The organism is Shewanella sp. ULN5 (assembly GCF_030731885.1).
In the GTDB taxonomy this organism is placed as follows: Bacteria; Pseudomonadota; Gammaproteobacteria; order Enterobacterales; family Shewanellaceae; genus Shewanella; species Shewanella holmiensis.
On the sequence record NZ_JAPJEE010000001.1, the window covers coordinates 163253 to 183225 of the forward strand.

The window sequence follows — 19973 nt, forward strand, 5'->3', positions numbered from 1 at the left end:
GATGCCAATTATTTTTTGAGAATTAAACCGTTATTTGTCTCGGCGTTGGCGAATATATTGTTGCATGGCAAATTCATCCGACATTTTTTGTTCGCGTCTGGATTCTGCAATTTGAGCTTTTTGAGCTTTTTGCGTGAGTAACATCTCAATGGCTTTGCGTTTTTGCTGTTTCTCCAACCAATGAGTTTGACGGTATCCTACTTGTTGCTCTGCATCTTGAACTGCAGCCACCTGCTGAATAATGGCGTTATCGACTTGCTTAATAAATTGATGGAATTGATGATATTGATTGGCACTTAGGCTTTGACCTTGTTGTCCTTTCATTTGTTTCATGTAATCAAGGCGGTAATTATTTAAAGCATCTAATTGGCCTTGTCTTTTTTGTTTTTCAAACTGAGCAGATTTAAGCTGCATTGCAGCTTGCTCTTCTGCTTCTGTCGCTAATTTAAGGACGATGATTAACGGATCACTTGCCATGTTTTTTCCTAAAGACCGTTATGCAATGAAAGGATTAATTCTGACATTGGCCCGCTATTTGGCTCATCATAAGGGCACTATTTTCAAAACTAATGGCATCTTTAAAGCCTTGACGTAAAAACGCATTCATCGCAGGCTGTAATCTAATAGCGTTATCTATTCGAGGATCACTACCTTGTGAATAGGCTCCAATGGAAATCAAATCACGATTTTGTTGATATAAAGAATACATTTGTTTTACACGGCGCATTGCTTCTAAATGTTCAGCACTGATAACCATAGGTGCCACACGACTAATAGATTGCTCAATATCGATAGCAGGATAATGGCCTGAATCAGCCAGGCGACGAGATAACACAATATGACCGTCTAAAATGGCGCGTGATGCGTCAGCAATAGGATCCTGTTGATCATCACCTTCAGTTAATACGGTGTAAAATGCGGTAATTGAACCTTGTCCAGGACCACCGTTACCAGCTCGCTCAACTAATCTAGGTAATTTAGCGAATACCGAAGGAGGATAGCCTTTAGTCGCTGGCGGCTCTCCAATCGCCAAGGCGACTTCACGCTGCGCCTGAGCATAACGGGTTAAGCTATCCATCAATAGTAGGACGTTGTAGCCTAAGTCTCGAAAATATTCTGCTATTCGGGTAGATGTTTCACATGCTCTAAGACGCATCAGTGGTGAAGTATCAGCAGGAGCCGCTACAACCACAGAACGTGCACGTCCCTCTTCACCTAAAATCTCTTCAATAAACTCTTTTACCTCGCGACCACGTTCGCCCACTAGACCAACAACAATTACATCGGCATTAGAGCCGCGGGTCATCATTCCTAACAGCACACTTTTACCGACACCAGAACCTGCAAATAACCCCATGCGCTGACCTTTACCCACTGTTAACATCGCATTAATCGCACGAACGCCAACATCTAAAGGTTCGGTTATCGCGCGGCGAGAAAGTGGATTGATATAAGGAGGGTGGCGAGACGCTTGCTCATTGGTTGTTAACGGACCAAGTCCATCTAAGGGTTGACCACTGCCATCTAACACACGGCCTAATAGGCTAAATCCAACACTTAAACCGGATTGCTCACCCAAAGGCTGTACACGGGCTCCAGGTAAGACTCCGCGCAGTTCTTCAACTGGCATCAAATAGAGTAATTTATCATCAAAACCCACCACTTCTGCAATCAATTCACCTACCATGGTTTCTATCGAGCACAAACTACCAACGGGGGCTCTGCATCCTGTAGCTTCTAATGTTAAGCCAACAACACGCACCAATTGACCACTGGCAATAGGCCTAAGTGGCACAACACTTTGGTGATGAACTTTTAGTTTATTCAGTAATTGATGTTGACGGTTTATCATCGACTTCACCTTGATCAACTGCATCCTCTGCATTATCGCTATTGAGCATAGAACGCTCGTCCGAGATTGGATTTAGGGGGGCGCTCTTCGTTTGAAGATTTACTTCTGGCTGCAAAGCTGGCATATCACTTTGGGAGTGAGCAACGCTCTCTTCTTTCCCCGAATTCACATCACTATCTTGCTCATCAGTGTTAGGTGTTTTAGTGAGTGCATTGGCTAAGTCATCTACAGTTTTTGAGCGATAAACACTATCATCTTGTTTTGCTAGATTAACTTGATGGCTAAGTTGCAGCGACTGCGCATCCAAATGAGTAAAAATTTGCTCAATCCGTTGTGCTAAGGTTAAATTGACCGTGGAACGCAAGCTTTCAATAAACACGTCACCTTGGGATAAACTCGGATCGCTTTCTAATACCCAATCATTTTGAGTTAATTGAGATTGGCCATATAAGGTTGTCACTAAATTGACATCTTCAGGGTGCAACCTCACTTTTACACGTTGCTCTTTTATAGGTAAAGCATCAACGCCTTGACGAATAGTTGCGGCAATATGCTCTGGGTGCATTTTTAATTCTTGCTGCACAACAGCTTTAGCAAGTGAGAGTGTCATAGCCAGTAATTCGGCTTCTACTTCGGCATCTAACACAGCTAAAGGCTGTTCAAATTGGTTTATTAATTGAGTAAATTGAGCGATTAATTGCTCTGCCTTAATTGTGCCGGCTTCATGCCCTTGTATTTCCCCCTGAGCAAAACCTTCTTCATGTCCCTGGGCTAAACCTTCTAATCGACCTTGTTCTAACCCTTGTTGAAAACCATCTAGCTTACCTTGTTCAAAACCTTCTCGTTCAGCATCGGCTCTGATCTCTTCAATCTGCGCCATTGTGGGCATTTTTACCGCCTGCTCTACCGCAGGTGTTGATGATTGATAGGCGCCAGCTTTTTTACCGTACAAATTTGAAGGCTTATCGGCATTATCAAGCGTCACATCCGGCAATTGCCAATGGCTGAACTCATGTTCATCCTCAACATTTAACACTTTTTTGGATATTTTTGAGTCTGTCATAGTTAAACCAATTTTAAATGCCTATGTAATGATACTTTTACTGCGGTTAAAGGAACTCTTCTCCACCACCGCCGCCAAGCATGATTTCACCACTATCGGATAATCGTCTGGCAATCGATAAAATTTCTTTTTGTGCCACTTCCACTTCACTAATACGAATCGGCCCCATTGCTTCAAGATCGTCACGCAATAATTCAGCTGCACGTTTGGACATGTTACCTAAAATTTTCTCTTTTAAGGCTTCATCGGCACCTTTTAGTGCTTTCATTAATATGTCTTGCTGAACCTCACGTAAAAGCGCTTGAATACCTCGGTCGTCGACATCAATGAGATTTTCGAATACGAACATCATATCCTGGATCTGCTGGGCCATTTCTTCGTCAGACTCACGCATGGTTTCCATAATCTGACTTTCTACCCCTGTATCAAGGTAGTTCATAATGTTGGCTGCAGCTTTTAAGCCACCCATTTTGGCTGCCTGTGCACCGCCCTGACCAGCAAATTGTTTCTCCATGATATCGTTTAATTCTTGTAATGCCGCAGGCTGCACTTCTTCAAGGTTTGCAATTCGCATCATTAAATCAAGTCGGGTATTTTCAGGGAATTGGCTAAAAATCTCTGCGGCTTGATCCGGTTCTAAATAAGATAAAACAATGGTTTGAATTTGTGGATGCTCATTTTGAATAATGGTGGCAACTTGGCGTGCATCCATCCATTTCAATGAGTCAAGACCTTTGGCACCACTGCCCATAATAATTTGTTCAATCAAATTACCCGCTTTATCTTCGCCCAGTGCCGCGGTTAATGCTTTTCGCACAAACTCTTCACTGTTAAAGCCTATGGAGGAAAACTTTTGAATGTCATCTAAAAAAAGCTTGTGCACGCCAATCACTTTCTCTTGACCAAAATCTTGCATTGCCGCCATAGACATACCAACTTTTTGCACTTGTTTAGGTTCAAGGTGCTTTAAAATTGACGCGGCATCGGCTTCGCTCAAACTCAGCAACAGAATAGCCGTTTTTTCAATCCCAGATAAAGACTCAGGATCAAAGGCGCCTTTTTCAGCTTTTTCTACTTTGTCTACTTTTTCATTAGCCATTGTCTTGTAACCAGTTTTTAACTACTTGAGTGGATAATTCAGGTTCATTTGCAACAAGTGCACGAATCGCCTTAATCATATCATCATCTTTATGTAAGTTAGGGATAAGAATTGAACCGTCATCAGCATAACTGTATTCGGCTTCTTTACTGTTGAGCATTCCCAAGGTATCCGCAGCATATTGATCTTCAATCTCTGCGAGCTCATGCCCTAGACGCACATCTTCAGGCATATTAACACCATCAGGATTAATAAGGCGTTTAAGCATTGGACGTACAACCGTTAATATCAGTACCAAGACAACTAAGGCTCCTAGCACTAACTTGATAGCTCGCCAAAACCAAGGTTGTTCCCACATATCAGGTTCAGGTAATTCTTCCATCAACTGATCCATGAAGGGTACGGTAACAACCTCTAATGCATCACCACGTTGGCTACTAAAGCCAACCGCGCCTTCTAATAAACGTCGAATGTTTGTCAGTTCTTGTTCCGTACGTGGTACTCGCGTAACAACACCGTCTTCACCTGCGGGGCCTGGTTTAAAATCTAGTGCAACAGAAACACTGACTCTACGCACTTGACCAACCTGCTGACGCGTATGGCTAATGGTTGTGTCATGATCAAAGTTACGAGTGGCTTCGCGATGAGTATCAGAAGATTTCGTGGTTTCAGATGCGCCACCAGCTTCCATAGGTATGTCTGCATCCATTGGAGGTTGATTAGTAAGTGCGCCTGGAATACCGCCTGTACTGCCACCCGAAGAGTTACTTTCAATGGTCATTTCACTTCTTAGTGCAGGTAAATCTGGGTCAAAACGTTTTGATGTTTGTTCTACGGCAGTAAAGTCCATATTCACATCAACTTGCGAGGTATAATTTTCAGGGCCAAGAATAGGCATTAAAATTGAGTCAATTTTTTTACGGTATTCAGCTTCTTTTTGTTGCACTATTTCTAATTCACGGCGCGCACGAGCTGATGCGCCATCTTGACTGCCTGAATTTAATAAACGTCCATTTGAGTCTGTCACTGTTACGCGTGCAGGCTCTAACCCTTGAACTGCGGAACCAACGATATCAACAATAGCATCAATTTCTTCTTGTCCTAAACCGCCTCGACGCAAGCTTACAACCACGGTAGCACTTGGCTTTGATGCATTTCGAGCAAACACATTTTCTTTTGGTAGCGCCAGAATAACTTTAGCGCGGCTAATACTTTTTAACTCTTCAATCGTGCGGGCAAGATTTAATTCTTGGCTATGTTTTAAGCGCGCTTGTTCCATGCGTTGGCTAACGCCAAAGCCGCTGTCTTTACTTAAATAATCATCATTTTGGGTACTGCTTTCGATACCCGCTCTGCTAAGCAACAATTTCACATCTTGATACTGATCTTCTGGAACCTTAACGACATCAACATTGATTTCGTATTTGATTTTGTTTTTATCTAAAACGTCCAAAACTTGGATCATTTCAGAAGTTTCCATCTTACCCAGTGGACGGTATTCAGGTTCCTGCGCCCACATCATGATAATAACAGCTAGCGCTAAACACACCGCCAACGCCAAGATCATGGTCACCTGACGCATCATATCTGCACCGCCCATATTGCTCAGCAAGCCAGATTTATTCTCTTGCTGAATGCCGCCATCAAGTGCCGCATCTGAACCTACCATTATGTCTGTGCTCACAATATGCCCCTACTATTATTCTTTTTCATCAGCGAACCGGTGTTTGCCACCCGTTAAACCGGCATGCTCATAATTTCTTTATAAGCTTCAACCAGTTTATTTCTCACTTGAACGGTTGCTTCAAATGCCACGCCCGATTTTTCTCGGGCAATGACCGTATCAGACAAGGTCACGGTTGAATCGCCCATGTCTAAACGAGTCGCTAAATTTGATGATGTTTGCTGCAAGCCACTAACATGCCCCACAGCTTGTGAGAGCAGTTGGCCAAAATCAGCACCGCTGGTGTTATTAATTTGCTGAGTTAAATTAGGACGAATGATCGAGTCCATACTCGAAGCATTAGATGGTGTAATCGCGCCACGAAGCGACTGCATTTCTTGAAGTAATGGATTGGCGTTAATCTGCATGCTGTACTCCCATTCGTCGATTATTTGACGATAACTAGATCTGTTAATAGGGATAAAGCAAGTTGAGTGCCAATATGAAGAATAAAGCAAAAAAGCTACCTTTTACGTGTAGCTTTGTTGATAAAACAATAGAGTTGCGGATTAATCGAACAGTTTTGATGCTTATGCAGGTAACTGGATCCCCGCATCACGCATTTTAGCCATTTTGTAGCGAAGTGTTCTGGCACTGATGCCTAATTTTTCTGCGACAAGTTTTCGACTACCATTACATTGATTAAGCGTTTCAAGAATAATGACATGTTCTTGTGCTTGTAATTCACCGCCTAGCCCTTCAGTTTCCGTGGTTTTTTCAGTATGTTGAGTATCTAGATGCATATTGACATCAGCAGAATCGATAATGATATCTTGTTCACAAATCTCACCTCCAGCATGTAAAATTAAGGCACGTTGAATGACATTATCAAGTTCCCGCACATTTCCTGGCCAGCGATGCGCCAGCAACCGACGCGTCGCTACCTCACCTAATGAAGGAACAGGTTTGATATTAAATGCCTTGGCATGTTTCACTAACAGGTGTCTGGCCAAGGGTAAAATATCAGCTGGCCGTTGATTTAGCGCTGGCCAAGTCAGCGGAAACACATTAATGCGATAATATAAATCTTCCCTAAATTCACCAGTACTGGCAATGGCTTTTAAGTCTCTGTTCGAGGTAGCTAAGACTCTAACATCAAGTTTTATGGTTTTACGACCACCTAAACGTTCCACTTCTCGCTCTTGCAACACTCGAAGTAACTTAGCTTGCAAACCTAATTCCATTTCCGAAATTTCATCAAGCAATAGCGTCCCACCCTGAGCTTGCTCAAATTTGCCAGGACAAGCTTGGTATGCTCCGGTAAACGCGCCTTTTTCATAACCGAATAAAGTGGCTTCGAGCATGTTTTCAGGAATTGCGGCACAATTAATCGCAATAAACGGTTCATCTTTACGGCTACTGTGCTGATGAATATATCGTGCTAGCACTTCTTTACCTGAGCCACTCGGCCCCATGATCATGACTGAAGCATCTGAGTTTGCTACTCGCTGGGCTAATGCCAATAATGCTAAGCTTTTCTCATCAGCTACAACGGGTTGATCGGTATTTTGTTTTTGTGGTAAGTATCTTGATACTTGATTTAATAATACTTCTGGTGCAAAAGGTTTCGCTAAATAATCTACGGCACCTAATTTTATTGCACTCACGGCACTGTCGATGGTTGCATAAGCTGTCATGAGCAATAACGGTAACTTCGGCTGAGCCTGCTGTAAGTAATTTAATAAACCTATGCCGCCAATCCCTTCCATTTGCACATCACTGATCACCAAATCAAAATGATTCGCCTTTAGGGCGATTATCGCTTCTTCAGCACTGCCGACATCAACACATTCATAATGGGCTAACAGTAAGGTATCGAGTAATGCTTCACGTAAATCAGCATCATCTTCAACTAACAGCAATTTTGCTTCAGACATGATTAATCTCCTGAGCGTTAGACTCTGCATCAACCACTTTTAACATAGGAAAACTTAACCTCACCTGGCAACCCATTTGTGGCTTACAGGATAATTGAATTTTACCGCCATGATTGCGTACAACAGACTGCACAACAGCCAACCCTAAACCTGTACCCTGCGCTTTTGTGGTAAAAAACGGCTCTAGTACCTGTTGTTGGGTTTTAGGGTCAAGGCCTTTACCATTATCGATAACATCTAAAATAACCTGTTCATCATCTTCAAATGCACAAATTTTTATTTTTGTCGCACCAGCTTCGAGGCTGTTCATCACTAAATTATTTACCGCTGAACTCAGTGCATCACCATTTGCTATTAGGCTTGCGTCGGTTAAACACTCTTGAAAAATTTCACACGATTTTCGCTGAGCAATCACTTCACAATTAGCCATTACCACATCGATGATTTGCGCTATAGCAACATTATCAGCTTTCGCATCTTGTCGACCTTTGGCCATCAGCAGCATATCGTTGACCTGACGTTCAAGCTCATTAAGACGATCAACCAATTTTGTTTGAAAACGCGTTTTCGAAGGTTCTGCAAGTTTAGGGTTACCTAAATTTGAAGCATAAAGTAATGCCGCTGATAACGGTGTGCGAATTTGATGTGCCAGTGTTGCCACCATTTTACCCAGCGCAGATAAACGCTGTAGATGCGATAAATTTTTCTGGAGTAAGCGGGTTTCTGTTAAATCGGTTAGCACAATTAACTGACCAGGTTCAGGAGTCAATGGCGAGATGGCTAACTTAACTCTGCGGCCATTTTTTAATGACACTTCATGCCCATCATCGTCCTGAGGAGAAAATGCCCGGTTTATGATTTCAAACCAGCGTAGCCCTTGTAAAGGTCGACCAAGTAATTCTGCCGCCATTGGATTAGCTAACGTCACGACACCATCGCCATTAATAATCACCACCCCAGAAGGGAGCGCTTGAAGAATATGCGCCATTTGATTTGACATATTCGCGGCCTCTTGCACTTTGGCAAACTGACCGTAAGTCAATTTACTGTCATGTGAAAACTCAGGAGCGCTATTGACTCGCATTGAGGACACAGCAGAAGATTCCAGCGAAAACATGTTTTGCTGAAAATCTGTTTGATTTTGCTGAGTTATGGCGTGTGCGTTTAGCATAACGACTCCGTCAAAAGAATTACATTTAACGGGTTACTGCATTAAGTGTGCCAAAAAAATAAAGCATATCGAGTCGATATGCTTTAGAAAGTATTATAGGCTAGTTTGAAATAGGTGCTGTTAAATTTTTATTCTTTACTCATGCCATATTTACGCATTTTTTCAACCAAGGTAGTACGACGAATGCCCAGCATTTCAGCGGCTCTTGCTACTACATTGTCTTGCAATTCTAACGCTTGCCTGATCATATCAATTTCTAACTCAGCCAATAAATCTTTAAGATTTACCCCCTCAGGAGGAATCTCTGTCGGAAAGCGAGTTTCGGGAATATCAATCGGCTCATCATCATTAAAAATTGATGCCAAAGCATCCCTTTCTAATTGTTCTTCACTAATTTCGACACAATATTCAGGCACATCTATATGGCGATACTTTTGCGGTAAATCATTTACATCAACTAATCCGCCTGGATACAAAATAGTAAGACGCTCAACTAAATTCGATAATTCACGCACATTACCAGACCAAGCGTGTTCTTTAAGCGATTCGATTGCACGCTGCGTAAACCTTACTTTACCTCGGCCTTCGTTAAATACTCTACTGACCAACTCTTGTAACAGTAGAGGTACGTCGTCACGACGCTCACATAATGCCGGCATTTCGATAGGAAAAACATTCAAACGATAGTACAAATCTTCACGAAACTCATTTTCAGAAATCATGGTTTCTAAATCACGATGGGTAGCGGCAACAACACGCACATCGGTTTGAATGGTTTTACTACCACCCACACGCTCAAATACGCGTTCCTGAAGCACACGCAGCAATTTAACTTGCATTTGCAATGGCATATCACCTATTTCATCCAGAAATAGCGTACCGCCTTCGGCTAATTCAAAGCGACCTTTACGGGAAGATATTGCACCAGTGAAAGATCCCTTTTCGTGACCAAACAGCTCACTTTCAAGTAATTCTGGCGGAATAGCGCCACAGTTAACCGGAATAAAAGGCCCATCTCGGCGTTCAGAAATATAATGAATATTACGCGCAACCACTTCTTTACCCGTACCAGATTGCCCAAGTACTAACACTGTCGCATCAGAACTTGCTACTTGGCTGATCAAATGGCGAACATTCGCTATCCCTTGGCTTCGGCCAACAAGACTTCTAAATAACTTAGTTTGATTACCACTGGTAGGCACTTGCTCTTTCTTGGCTTGGCCAAAAACCTGGCAAAAATGTAATAGCTCAGTAAGTTGGGGATAATTGAAAGGTTCTTCGATAACACCCAAAATGTTTGATGTTTCGACCTGAGCATTACCTAACAACAGCAAAGGTTGCCATGGTGCGATAGTTGCGATATTTTTGATGCTTTCGGTCATCATACCATCAGATACAAGCACAATGGCACGGTATCGAGACTCTTCTATTAATGGTATTAAGGCGTCAACAGAAACAATGTCACATTGTTCACCTAAGAATTCAAAAATGCAGCACAGGCGTGTTACACGCTCAGAAACGGTACCGACAATTAAGATTCGTTGTTCAATTTGCATCATTTAGGGGCCAAAAGCTTGTTTATAGGTTTTTAATATCCATTGGCATTATTACGGTTTTTCAGTAAAAACCAAAGGATTTTTTATGGTCACAAGGGGTGACGATTCGTTGCAAATGCCAGTAAAAAAATCCGTTTACTCACACTTGCTGCCTACTTTAGGCAGAAATTCTTTTTTCGAACGTAAATATTGTATTAACCGAGCCTCATAAGCAAGTCAAACGACGTCTTATTAGCTAACAGAATTAATATTAGCGCATAATCGATTATTTTTCACGCAAGTACCCTGTTTTAAAGAATAAATATCTACAGAGTCCAAGTTTCAATTGAGAGTCAGCTTCAAAAGTGCGACTTAAATAACCACTACTTAGACGAATGCGATTTTTAACAAGTCTTAATTAAGCTCATTAAGTTAAACTCAGGTTTATATCAAACAATTTTAGTGAATAACCATTCAGTCATCAGTCATGCTATTGATACTTTATAAAGAAAATAAAAAACGCTAGTAAGCAAAGCTAACTAGCGTTTGATCAGAGTATGTCAAAAGCATCAGAGCATAGAAACTAATTTGTTTCCGAAGTGAGGTGATGTTTATCTTGTGGTATAGCATCCCAACCTTCTTTAATAGTTCTTAAAACTGCTGAGACATCATCAATAGCTTTTACATCATTATTGATATTAGCTTCGGTGATCTTAACCAACATAAAACCATATAAATCACTTAAGTTATTTGCTATTTCACCACCAGCATCCATATTCAAGCTATTGTTCAATCCATTAATTAAACCGATCGCTTTACCAATATAAAGAGACTTATTCTGTAAATCTTTTCGTTCAATCGCATAGCGACTTTGGGCGAGCCTTTCTAATGCCCCAGCAAACATCATTTGAATAATACGATGCGGTGACGCTACAGCAATCTCGCTGTCTAAAGACACTTTTCGGTATGACTGCAGTGAACTTCTCATTTTTACCTACCTATCTGAATCAATGGCCTTATAAACCTGTATTTTTCGCTTATTTGATTTACCAATACTCAATAAATCTTTTCTATTTTGCGATATAGCTTGGGCTCTTTTAGATAATTGATTTGTCAAATCGATCTGTTCACGTAGAGCCTTTTCATCAACACTCAACTCATTATTAATTATCTGCTCAATAAAAAGTTGACGCTGCTGAAACAACTCATGCAATTTAGAGACCAAGTTATCAGTCTCTTCATTTTCAGCAGGTATTGATTCAATCTCGCTCAACAAACGAATTATTAACTGATTAATACCATCAAGCTCAGACATTTATCATCCTTTATACATGACCACTATTGAGGAACTACACCCGGTAATGAATTTAGTCTATCGTATAAGCCTGCGCTTTGCTGATTTAACTGAGCCACAATGAGATCCATGGTATTAAATTGCTTATATAACCTTGCCTCTAATTGTTCCATCTTCAAAGTAAAAGCTTCTCGTTGGTCATCTAATCGAGAGGTCTGTTTAGTATAAGTCTTGTTTCTGTCATCGATTAAGCCGCCGGTTTTAACATAATTTTCAGCAAGATCGTCCAATTGATTTGCAAGCCCTGTTGTTTCGCTTGCAAACAGGCCTTCAATTTTATCCATATCATTAGCTATCACATCATCAAGCTTGCTATCATCGATTGTCAGCTTACCGTATCTATCAGTACTAATTCCTATTTCATACAATGCAATAGTTTCACCATTAACATCAACTCTATCACTGACAATTCCCCTCAACTGCGACTCTAGGGAACGGATAATAGAATCCCCCTGTAATGCCGAGGCTTTTTTGGTATCGGCATCATAGGAAGATAATTTATCAATAGACGCCATTAACGCATTATAAGAATCAACAAAGCCTTTAATATTCTCTTTAACTGCTTCTGTATCAAGCGTGATTGATAATGTAGAGGTTTGATTGATATCTGCCTTTGTTAAATCTAAAGAAACACCCGAAATAGCGCCAGCAACCGTGTTGGTTTGTGAAGTCACTTTTTGTCCATCAATATAGACAATTGAGTTTGTAGCGGGTTGAAGTTCGGACAAACTCACGCCATTGAACATATCAGCCAAGCCTGTGCCAGTTGTATCTGTAGCATTGACAGAAATTTGACTATCTGTCCCTTCAACATCTGAACTAAATACTAATCGACTACCACCATCACTGGTAATCACAGTTGCAGTCATTCCGGGGTTATCTGAGGCATTGTTTATTTTATTAGCAATTGCGTTAAGATCATCACTTGCTTCAATATCAACACCAAAAGCTTCAGAGCCAATAGTAAAATCTAAACGCCCTGTGCCCACAGTTTGCTGAGCATCGGTTGCAAAGGCGCCACCCACTTTATGGGCTTTAGCTAATTGTTCAACCTGAATACTATAAGTGCCCGACTTTGCCGAACTGGTTGTCGAGGCAGTAAAATATTCACTACCTCCGGTTGATACTTTACGCTGATTAAGAGAATTACCGTCTTGCAATTTGGCGAGTGCATCTTGAAATGTAGTCAATGCACTTTTTAAGGTACCAACAGCAGATACTTTCGCTTTAATCGCATCTTCTGTTTTATTAAACATTGCTTCTTTTGGGACTTTTTCGGCATCTACAAGCACTTTAACGATTGTAGATATATCGAGGCCGGAACCAATCCCCGTAGCTGTTAATGCCATAACTAACTCCTAATTAATCCAAAAAAGTGAAGCAATAAATAGACCAAACTATTGAGGTTAAACTTCAATTCTCATTAAAATACCCGATACTTCACTGAGCTTTTCAGCAAGAAGCAATGCTTCTTCACTGGGTATTTGCCTAATTATATCACCTGAGGCAATATCTTGAACTTTTATCACCTGCTGACCAGACTCTTTATCAACAGAAAATTTTAGCCCTTTTTGCATCATTGACATCATGTCGGTCAAATCTTTAGCGACTTGATTTAACTCTTGATCGTTAGGCTTGTCCTTATTGCCTTTCGGCTCTTTAGACTCACTCGCCTCTTTAACTGCCTGGATAGAAGATGCCCGTTTAATGGTCGCTTCTAGGTTACTTCCTTTGCTTAATGCTAATGGCTCTTTATCTAAACCATTTTTAGTTACATCAGCCTGAGCTAAAAAACTCGCGGTTGAATTATTATGATGAATTTCCATATGTCACCTCATTAATTCAGTAATGTGTTCCAACTATAACCATAACTGAAATATATCTGTAGGATTAAACGACAAAAGGAGATCCTTTGAAGAACCTCCTTTTCATCTAACCTTTTGACTAGCTTACTAATATTATAGTAATGATAGTGCAACCTGTGGAAGTTGATTCGCTTGGGCTAACATGGCAGAACCGGTTTGCTGTAACACTTGGTTCTTAGTCATGGTAGATGTTTCTTTAGCGAAATCCACATCAACAATGCGAGACTTAGCATCGGCAACGTTAGCTTGCGTATTAGCACTGTTACTGATGTTGTGTGCTAGTCGGTTTTGTTTCGCACCTAAATTAGCTCGTTGAGAATCAATAGTAGCAATAGCAGCATCTATTTTAGTTAATGCGGTACTTCGAAGAGCTGCTGTACTATTACCCAAACCAGTGACACTTAAGGTAGTAGCATCTGACTTAGCTACACTAATAACAATATCTTCTCCATTTTGATGACCAACTTGAAAGCTTTTACCAGTAGCAAAACCACCACTTAATAATTTTGTATCACCAAATGCAGTATTTTCACCGATTTCTGTAATTTCCAGTGCTAGCTCAGTCATCTCAGCTTTAAGTGCTGTTAAATCAGCAGTACTATTAGCACCATTTTCTGATTGAACGGTCAAGTCACGCATGCGCTGAAGCATATTGGTTTGCTCTTGCATCGCACCTTCTGCGATTTGAGCAATCGAAATAGCATCATTAGCATTACGCATGCCCACTTCCAATCCACGCACCTGTGAATTCAAGCGGTTAGAAATTGCCAGACCTGCAGCATCATCTTTTGCACTGTTAATTCTTAAACCAGAAGATAATCGCTCCATAGAGGTGGCTAAGGCACCGCTTGATGCGTTTAAGTTTTTCTGCGCTTTCATTGATGTTACGTTAGTATTTACTGTAATAGCCATGATTTAATTCCTCTATAAATTGCCTGACTTAATCGTTAAGCCTGTTTGCTTATCGGGTAAGTCAAGTCAGGCATTTCTTACTGGTTACAGTATATTTAACGGCCAGATGTTATTTTGCTTTAGCTTTTTTTTAAAAAAAATATCAAAACTGACAATTAAGCATCATTTATCTATATTTATTAATACGTTAAATGTTCAGAAAACGTGCTGGGTATCTAAAGAGCTAATAATGAGGACTATGATTAATAATAAAAAACCTTTTATGACTTGACGCCATAAAAGGTTTTAATCGTAATAAGGCTAATCTAGTTAGGTAAACTAGCCAAGTAGTGACAGTGCAACCTGTGGTAACTGGTTAGCTTGAGCTAACATCGAAGAACCCGTTTGTTGCAATACTTGATTTTTAGTCATGGTTGCCGTTTCTTTAGCAAAGTCGACATCAACAATTCGAGATTTTGCATCGGCAACGTTAGCTTGGGTATTGGCACTGTTAGCAATGTTATGTGCTAAGCGGTTTTGTTTTGCACCTAAATTAGCTCGCTGAGAATCAATAGCCTTAATCGCAGCATCTATTTTAGTTAATGCGGTACTTCGAAGAGCTGCTGTACTATTATTCAAAGTCTTGACACTTAAGGAAGTAGCATCTGACTTAGCTACACTTATCGTAATATCTTCTTCATTTTGATGACCAACTTGAAAGCTTTTACCAGTAGCAAAATCACCAGTTAATAATTTTGTATCACCAAATGCAGTATTTTCACCGATTTCTGTAATTTCAAGCGCTAGCTCATCCATCTCAGCTTTTAGTGCTTTTAAATCAGCAGTACTATTAGCACCATTTTCTGATTGAATGGTTAAATCTCGCATACGTTGGAGCATATTAGTTTGTTCTTGCATTGCACCTTCTGCAATTTGCGCAAGTGAAATAGCATCATTCGCATTTCTCATTCCAACCTCAAGGCCACGAACCTGTGAGTTCAAGCGGTTAGAAATCGCTAGACCGGCAGCATCGTCTTTTGCGCTGTTAATCCGCAGACCGCTAGACAAACGTTCCATTGAGGTTGCAAGTGCGCCACTTGATGTATTCAAGTTCTTTTGCGCTTTCATCGATGTAACGTTGGTATTTACTGTAATAGCCATAAATAATTCCTCATTCCTAGTTTGCTGCCAAGACTGTGGAGCTTGGCTAAATTTTACAATTTAACGTTCGGTATTGCTTCGTTAGATATAATCAAACAAAGACAGTGACCCGACCTTTCCAAAAACACTCGAAACCGCATTGAGCGCCAGTTGTTGTTTTTCGAACTCGGTAATTGCTTCTGCATAATCCAAATCTTCTAATAATGACAATGCGCTATTATTGACTATCTGTTCTTCTGCATGGTTTGTTGAAAAGCTTTCTAAGGCTTTTAAGCTATTACCGGCAATTCCTCGGGCCAGACTGACTTGATTTTGACCACTATCTATATCATTCAATAGTTGTGCCAACTTTGAGCTATTTTGCGGCGTTGCATTTGCATTAGGGTCTTCTAGCAATGCAATTGCATCATTAAAGCTATCAAATATGCTGACGCTACTCTTAGGCTCCATGGTAAAGCTATCACCAGCTACAGGAGTGCCACTCACTTTTACTTCAATACCATTAACATTGACTGGGACAGTTGGGTCAAAGTTAGGTACGGTTGTTACAATACTTCCACTAGAATCCGCTACCTGAAGTTCTAAAACGCCTGCATTATCAACAAAGTTAAAGGTATAGGTATCTTCTATATGCGCGCCAGTGTTAGTTATTTTGGCGCTATTAATACTGAAGTCACCTTGTTGAGACGCTAAATAATTGACACCGTAATCACCCAAAGGGTTAGGCGCATTCATAAATACCGTGTCTCCCGGAACATTCGTTCCCATGGTCACCCCGCTGGCAACAATGCTTTTTCTAACGTCATTATTTCCGCTGTATATCATTTCGCCATTAGTATCAAACTCGAATGGCAAGGTATTACTTTCGGTGCCAGCAAATAAATAATTGCCTGATTCATCACGGCTATTGGCAATAGATAACAACTCTTCAAGGCTTTGTTTCATTTCTTCGGCAATCATTTGCCGCTCATTTTGACTTAAGCTGCCGTTTGCTCCGCGCTGTAATTGTTCACGCATGGTTGAGGTCAATGTTTCTACACTGCCAATTTTACTTTCGGTTACTGATAAATGGTTTGTGGCGTAGTCAATATTCTTAATAAACTGATCAACTAGGCTATTTTTTTGCTTTAGGTTATCAATTCCAATCGCTGCTACAGGATCATCGCCTGCGGTATTGACTTTTTTGCCGCTAGAAAGCTGCTCGAGTATTTTGTTGGTCGCGGTTTGCTTTTGTAGAATATTGGTCGCGTTTTGATGAAACATTTGCCCGGTAGAAATACGCATAATTTAATTCTCCTATCGAACAGAACTAATTAAAGTGTCAAATAATTGTTGCGCAGTGGTCATAATTCGCGCGGAGGCTTGATAAGATTGCTGAAAACGCATTAAGTTAGCCGCTTCTTCATCAAGGTTTACTCCGGATTCACTTTGCACGCGGTTGTAAGCTTGCTGATAAATGGCATCGGCGGATTCGACACGTACTTCTGCTGCTTTGGTTTTATTACCCACATCAAGTTTGGTATTTTCAAAAACACCCGTTAATGTGGTTGTTCCGCCATTCATTAATTTAGCATCAGCAAGCTCTGCCATGGCTACTGCGTTGCTGTTGTCACCTTCGGCGAACGATAAATCAAAGGTAAAGCTGTCAGAAACACCTGCGGCTGACCTATCATCAATTTCAAAACTGAACCCAAAAGGTGTGTTTATTTGTGGTGGTGTGAATGCGCTTGGCCCTGCGATAGAGGTGCCTGCAGCATCAAAGACTTCAAAGGTATTCGTCGCACTGTCAATTTTTACAGTCAACTCACCACCCGTTGTCGGAAATCCAGCAGCGGTGCGATTAATATTATTGACTTTGACATCCATCTCGCCTGAATTTGCTGCGTCGGCAGTGATTTTTGGCGCAGCAGCAGCAATCCCTTTAGGATCGGTCATCACTGTCGTTAATCCTGATGCCGCTCCTGAGGTGGGACGGATTTCAAATTTATCGCCATCAGCCATAGCTCCACTACCTATGTTAATCGTAAAGCCATCGCCGCCGACCAATTCACCTGGTGGATTTAATGTTAATGGAGTGATGTTTCCCGTTTGAGTATCTTTCAATTCGTATGTAGCTGGCGCGGTGAATGACAATTCATATCCGCCGCCACTCAATTGACCAACATCGTCAATATTCACGCTTAGCTTTGCAGTGCCGGTATTAGTAGAGTATTCACCCACTCGACCTGATGACATTAATGGGTCGTTAATATCGCGAAAGATGTTTTGACCAATGTTGCCGTTTAAATCAAAACCTTTAGATTGCATATCATTAAACGCATCGGCAATACCCAGTGCAAGCTGACCTAATTCTTGGCTTGCTGGCACTAAGGTATCTGAGCGAAAATCAAATAAAGCCCCTAACTGGCCACCTAATTTAGAAGGATCAATTACAAGTGATTGATTACCTGTCGTTGCGGTAATTCGTGGCTCATTTGGATATGGGTCGCCGGTGGTCACGCCCACTGACATCGACACTTCACCCGACACCAACATCACCGAACCCCCTAACATAATGGATTTAGCGCCGGTATCTAATGGAATCACATTGACTTGCGAATATTGGCTAAGCTCTTGAATCAACGCATCCTGTTTATCCAGTAACTGACTATCCTGGCCGCCCGTTTTCATTAGCTCTAAGTTAATGTTACCCAGCTCTTTGCTAATTTCATTGATGCGGGCAGTCATTGACTCAATTTGGCTATTAGTCTGTTTCGTTTGATTATCTAAATGCGACTGCATTTGGTTTAGCGTTTTTGCTAATTGATCCATTGAGCTTAATGCGCCATTACGAATACCTAAATCGGTTGGTAAATCTGCAATGCTATTAATATTGGCAAAAACATCATTTAACCCTGCAGGTACCATTTTGCCAATTTGAGAATAAAGCTGGTCTAACTCACTCATTTTTAAATACGAGGCTTCAGCCGCACTTAAACTGGTTTGTCCGATACGTAACTCACGTGCCGCAAACTCGTTGTACACCCTTTTGACGTCTGAAACATAAGTGCCTGTACCGTAGAAACTATTACCTAAACGTTGTGATTCAGTAGCGGCCTGAGTAGCCACTTGACGGTGATAACCTAAGGTATTAACGTTATTAATGTTATTACTGGTGACACTCAGTTGTGACTGAGATGCTAGTACGCCCTGACGGGCAATGTTTAATAGATCAATAGCCATTATTTAGTCTCCCCTGGTATGACAGACTTAAGCCCTTCTGTGACTGATTGCATAACGCGGATCACCTTTTTGGCATATTGAGGGTCTGTGGCGTAACCCGCTTTTTGTAAAGCATGAATAAATTGACGTGGCTCATTAGCCACTTTACGAGCATCCTGGTATCGATCGTTTTGTGAAATAAACGACACGAAATCAGTAAAGCTTTGCTCTAAATCTTCATACATTCTGAAGTCGGCACGTTGCTGAACCGGAATTCCTTTTTCAAACTCAAGCGTGTTAACCGTAGTTTTGTCGCCATCCCAACGTTTATCAGCTTTGATATTGAATAAATTGTTACTCATAGTGCCGTCTGGTTTGCGGATAACTTTTTGTCCCCAACCTGTTTCTAACGCTGATTGCGCAATTAACACTTCAGGTGTGGTACCCAGTTGCTTCGCGGCTTTTTCTGCGTGAGGATAAAGCACTGAAATAAAATGCTGTGGGTCATTAAATTTACTCAACTGCTCACGTTGACGTTTAATGGGTTGTACCACATCACTTGAAACCATTGCCGTCGGCAAATCCTTGCCGTTAGCCTTGTCTATCGGATTGGCTGGTGCTTTGCCTGCTAGAATTAAATCCATCATCTGTTTAGAAGATGCCGACGTCACTGATAATGCAGCATGGTCAGATAGTGGAATGGCTGATGGATTAACATCTGAATTAGCTGCAAGCAATGTTGGTACAGCTTCTGATCCACTTGGGTTATTAACAAACATCGATGGATTAACCCGATTATCGCTGTTACCACGTAATACCGAAGCTGGAGTCATAGGGCTGTCATCGGGGGAAAGCTGATGCACCATTAACTCTGCCAAACCCAACATGCCTTTGTTGGATAAATCCATCGACATTTGCTGATCACGCATTTGCTCATAGAATGCTGTTGCATCGCTGTTAAATGGACTATCAGATTTAAAGGCTTCGTTAGCATCGCGCATGCTTTTCATCAGCATTTGAATAAAGATACCTTCAAACTGCTTGGCGACTTCTTTAAGCGCGCCCTTCTCGTCTTTCTGGGCCTGAACACGGAGTGAATCCAGTCCTCCTAGATCCAGAAAGTGCGAAGAATTTGACAGCTTTTCCATAGTAATCCCGTTACAGATGTCGGCTTATTAAAT

Annotated in this window: 18 protein-coding genes; all 18 read right to left on the reverse strand. The window is 41.2% G+C overall.

All coding sequences use genetic code 11. The features are described from left to right. Positions 1 to 30 precede the first annotated feature (30 nt). The 18 genes from fliJ to flgJ all read right to left on the reverse strand — a co-directional run bounded on the left by fliJ (position 31) and on the right by flgJ (position 19940). The gene (gene fliJ / locus ORI98_RS00675; protein WP_261298018.1) at positions 31 to 477 is read right to left on the reverse strand and encodes a flagellar export protein FliJ; all 447 of its coding nucleotides are present in this window, start codon (positions 475 to 477) and stop codon (positions 31 to 33) included. A 34-nt stretch (positions 478 to 511) separates the two neighbouring features. Then, the gene (gene fliI / locus ORI98_RS00680; RefSeq protein ID WP_261298019.1) at positions 512 to 1852 is read right to left on the reverse strand and encodes a flagellar protein export ATPase FliI; all 1341 of its coding nucleotides are present in this window, start codon (positions 1850 to 1852) and stop codon (positions 512 to 514) included. Beyond that, entirely contained in the window at positions 1821 to 2915 is a 1095-nt protein-coding gene (gene fliH / locus ORI98_RS00685; protein WP_306133858.1) for a flagellar assembly protein FliH, read from the reverse strand. Before fliH ends, fliI begins: the two co-directional genes overlap by 32 nt. Before the next feature lie 46 nt (positions 2916 to 2961). Next, on the reverse strand, positions 2962 to 4014 hold the full coding sequence (fliG, locus tag ORI98_RS00690; protein WP_261298021.1) for a flagellar motor switch protein FliG: 1053 nt from the start codon (positions 4012 to 4014) through the stop codon (positions 2962 to 2964). Beyond that, positions 4007 to 5686 (reverse strand): flagellar basal-body MS-ring/collar protein FliF, encoded by a 1680-nt coding sequence (fliF, locus tag ORI98_RS00695; RefSeq protein WP_261298119.1) that lies wholly within the window; start codon positions 5684 to 5686, stop codon positions 4007 to 4009. Before fliF ends, fliG begins: the two co-directional genes overlap by 8 nt. Positions 5687 to 5751: 65 nt before the next feature. Next, complete coding sequence (gene fliE, locus ORI98_RS00700) at positions 5752 to 6105, reverse strand: flagellar hook-basal body complex protein FliE (protein WP_261298022.1); 354 nt, start codon at positions 6103 to 6105, stop codon at positions 5752 to 5754. Between the two features lie 162 nt (positions 6106 to 6267). Then, the gene (locus tag ORI98_RS00705; RefSeq protein ID WP_306133859.1) at positions 6268 to 7614 is read right to left on the reverse strand and encodes a sigma-54 dependent transcriptional regulator; all 1347 of its coding nucleotides are present in this window, start codon (positions 7612 to 7614) and stop codon (positions 6268 to 6270) included. Further along, complete coding sequence (locus tag ORI98_RS00710) at positions 7607 to 8707, reverse strand: PAS domain-containing sensor histidine kinase (protein WP_371931105.1); 1101 nt, start codon at positions 8705 to 8707, stop codon at positions 7607 to 7609. The genes ORI98_RS00705 and ORI98_RS00710 overlap by 8 nt, the downstream gene beginning before the upstream one ends. A 206-nt stretch (positions 8708 to 8913) precedes the next feature. After that, positions 8914 to 10344 carry a sigma-54 dependent transcriptional regulator gene (locus tag ORI98_RS00715; RefSeq protein WP_306133860.1) on the reverse strand — a complete coding sequence of 477 codons (1431 nt, stop codon included), beginning with the start codon at positions 10342 to 10344 and terminating at the stop codon, positions 8914 to 8916. Between the two features lie 559 nt (positions 10345 to 10903). Beyond that, the gene (fliS, locus tag ORI98_RS00720; RefSeq protein WP_306133861.1) at positions 10904 to 11308 is read right to left on the reverse strand and encodes a flagellar export chaperone FliS; all 405 of its coding nucleotides are present in this window, start codon (positions 11306 to 11308) and stop codon (positions 10904 to 10906) included. Positions 11309 to 11314: 6 nt separating this feature from the next. After that, the gene (locus ORI98_RS00725; RefSeq protein ID WP_306133862.1) at positions 11315 to 11635 is read right to left on the reverse strand and encodes a hypothetical protein; all 321 of its coding nucleotides are present in this window, start codon (positions 11633 to 11635) and stop codon (positions 11315 to 11317) included. A gap of 23 nt (positions 11636 to 11658) precedes the next feature. Next, a complete protein-coding gene (gene fliD, locus ORI98_RS00730) occupies positions 11659 to 13023 on the reverse strand; it encodes a flagellar filament capping protein FliD (protein ID WP_306133863.1) in 1365 nt (454 codons plus the stop codon). A gap of 57 nt (positions 13024 to 13080) precedes the next feature. Next, on the reverse strand, positions 13081 to 13500 hold the full coding sequence (locus ORI98_RS00735) for a flagellar protein FlaG (protein ID WP_306133864.1): 420 nt from the start codon (positions 13498 to 13500) through the stop codon (positions 13081 to 13083). 132 nt (positions 13501 to 13632) lie between these two features. After that, positions 13633 to 14451: a flagellin gene (locus ORI98_RS00740; protein WP_306133865.1), complete on the reverse strand. Its 819-nt coding sequence runs from the start codon at positions 14449 to 14451 to the stop codon at positions 13633 to 13635. Between the two features lie 318 nt (positions 14452 to 14769). Next, a complete protein-coding gene (locus ORI98_RS00745) occupies positions 14770 to 15591 on the reverse strand; it encodes a flagellin (protein WP_306133866.1) in 822 nt (273 codons plus the stop codon). Between the two features lie 81 nt (positions 15592 to 15672). Then, a complete protein-coding gene (flgL, locus tag ORI98_RS00750; protein WP_306133867.1) occupies positions 15673 to 16875 on the reverse strand; it encodes a flagellar hook-associated protein FlgL in 1203 nt (400 codons plus the stop codon). A gap of 12 nt (positions 16876 to 16887) precedes the next feature. Beyond that, positions 16888 to 18813 (reverse strand): flagellar hook-associated protein FlgK, encoded by a 1926-nt coding sequence (gene flgK / locus ORI98_RS00755; RefSeq protein WP_306133868.1) that lies wholly within the window; start codon positions 18811 to 18813, stop codon positions 16888 to 16890. Then, positions 18813 to 19940: a flagellar assembly peptidoglycan hydrolase FlgJ gene (gene flgJ / locus ORI98_RS00760; RefSeq protein WP_261298032.1), complete on the reverse strand. Its 1128-nt coding sequence runs from the start codon at positions 19938 to 19940 to the stop codon at positions 18813 to 18815. Before flgJ ends, flgK begins: the two co-directional genes overlap by 1 nt. Positions 19941 to 19973 lie beyond the last annotated feature (33 nt).

Bases quoted from the DNA above. Each gene is read 5' to 3' on its own strand.
- ORI98_RS00715 (WP_306133860.1), bottom strand. From the start codon at position 10,344: ATGATGCAAATTGAACAACGAATCTTAATTGTCGGTACCGTTTCTGAG.
- fliE (WP_261298022.1), bottom strand. From the start codon at position 6,105: ATGCAGATTAACGCCAATCCATTACTTCAAGAAATGCAGTCGCTTCGT.
- ORI98_RS00725 (WP_306133862.1), bottom strand. From the start codon at position 11,635: ATGTCTGAGCTTGATGGTATTAATCAGTTAATAATTCGTTTGTTGAGC.
- flgK (WP_306133868.1), bottom strand. From the start codon at position 18,813: ATGGCTATTGATCTATTAAACATTGCCCGTCAGGGCGTACTAGCATCT.
- fliH (WP_306133858.1), bottom strand. From the start codon at position 2,915: ATGACAGACTCAAAAATATCCAAAAAAGTGTTAAATGTTGAGGATGAA.
- ORI98_RS00740 (WP_306133865.1), bottom strand. From the start codon at position 14,451: ATGGCTATTACAGTAAATACTAACGTAACATCAATGAAAGCGCAGAAA.
- ORI98_RS00745 (WP_306133866.1), bottom strand. From the start codon at position 15,591: ATGGCTATTACAGTAAATACCAACGTTACATCGATGAAAGCGCAAAAG.
- fliJ (WP_261298018.1), bottom strand. From the start codon at position 477: ATGGCAAGTGATCCGTTAATCATCGTCCTTAAATTAGCGACAGAAGCA.
- fliG (WP_261298021.1), bottom strand. From the start codon at position 4,014: ATGGCTAATGAAAAAGTAGACAAAGTAGAAAAAGCTGAAAAAGGCGCC.
- flgJ (WP_261298032.1), bottom strand. From the start codon at position 19,940: ATGGAAAAGCTGTCAAATTCTTCGCACTTTCTGGATCTAGGAGGACTG.
- ORI98_RS00735 (WP_306133864.1), bottom strand. From the start codon at position 13,500: ATGGAAATTCATCATAATAATTCAACCGCGAGTTTTTTAGCTCAGGCT.
- flgL (WP_306133867.1), bottom strand. From the start codon at position 16,875: ATGCGTATTTCTACCGGGCAAATGTTTCATCAAAACGCGACCAATATT.
- fliI (WP_261298019.1), bottom strand. From the start codon at position 1,852: ATGATAAACCGTCAACATCAATTACTGAATAAACTAAAAGTTCATCAC.
- ORI98_RS00705 (WP_306133859.1), bottom strand. From the start codon at position 7,614: ATGTCTGAAGCAAAATTGCTGTTAGTTGAAGATGATGCTGATTTACGT.
- fliS (WP_306133861.1), bottom strand. From the start codon at position 11,308: ATGAGAAGTTCACTGCAGTCATACCGAAAAGTGTCTTTAGACAGCGAG.
- fliD (WP_306133863.1), bottom strand. From the start codon at position 13,023: ATGGCATTAACAGCTACGGGGATTGGTTCCGGCCTCGATATATCTACA.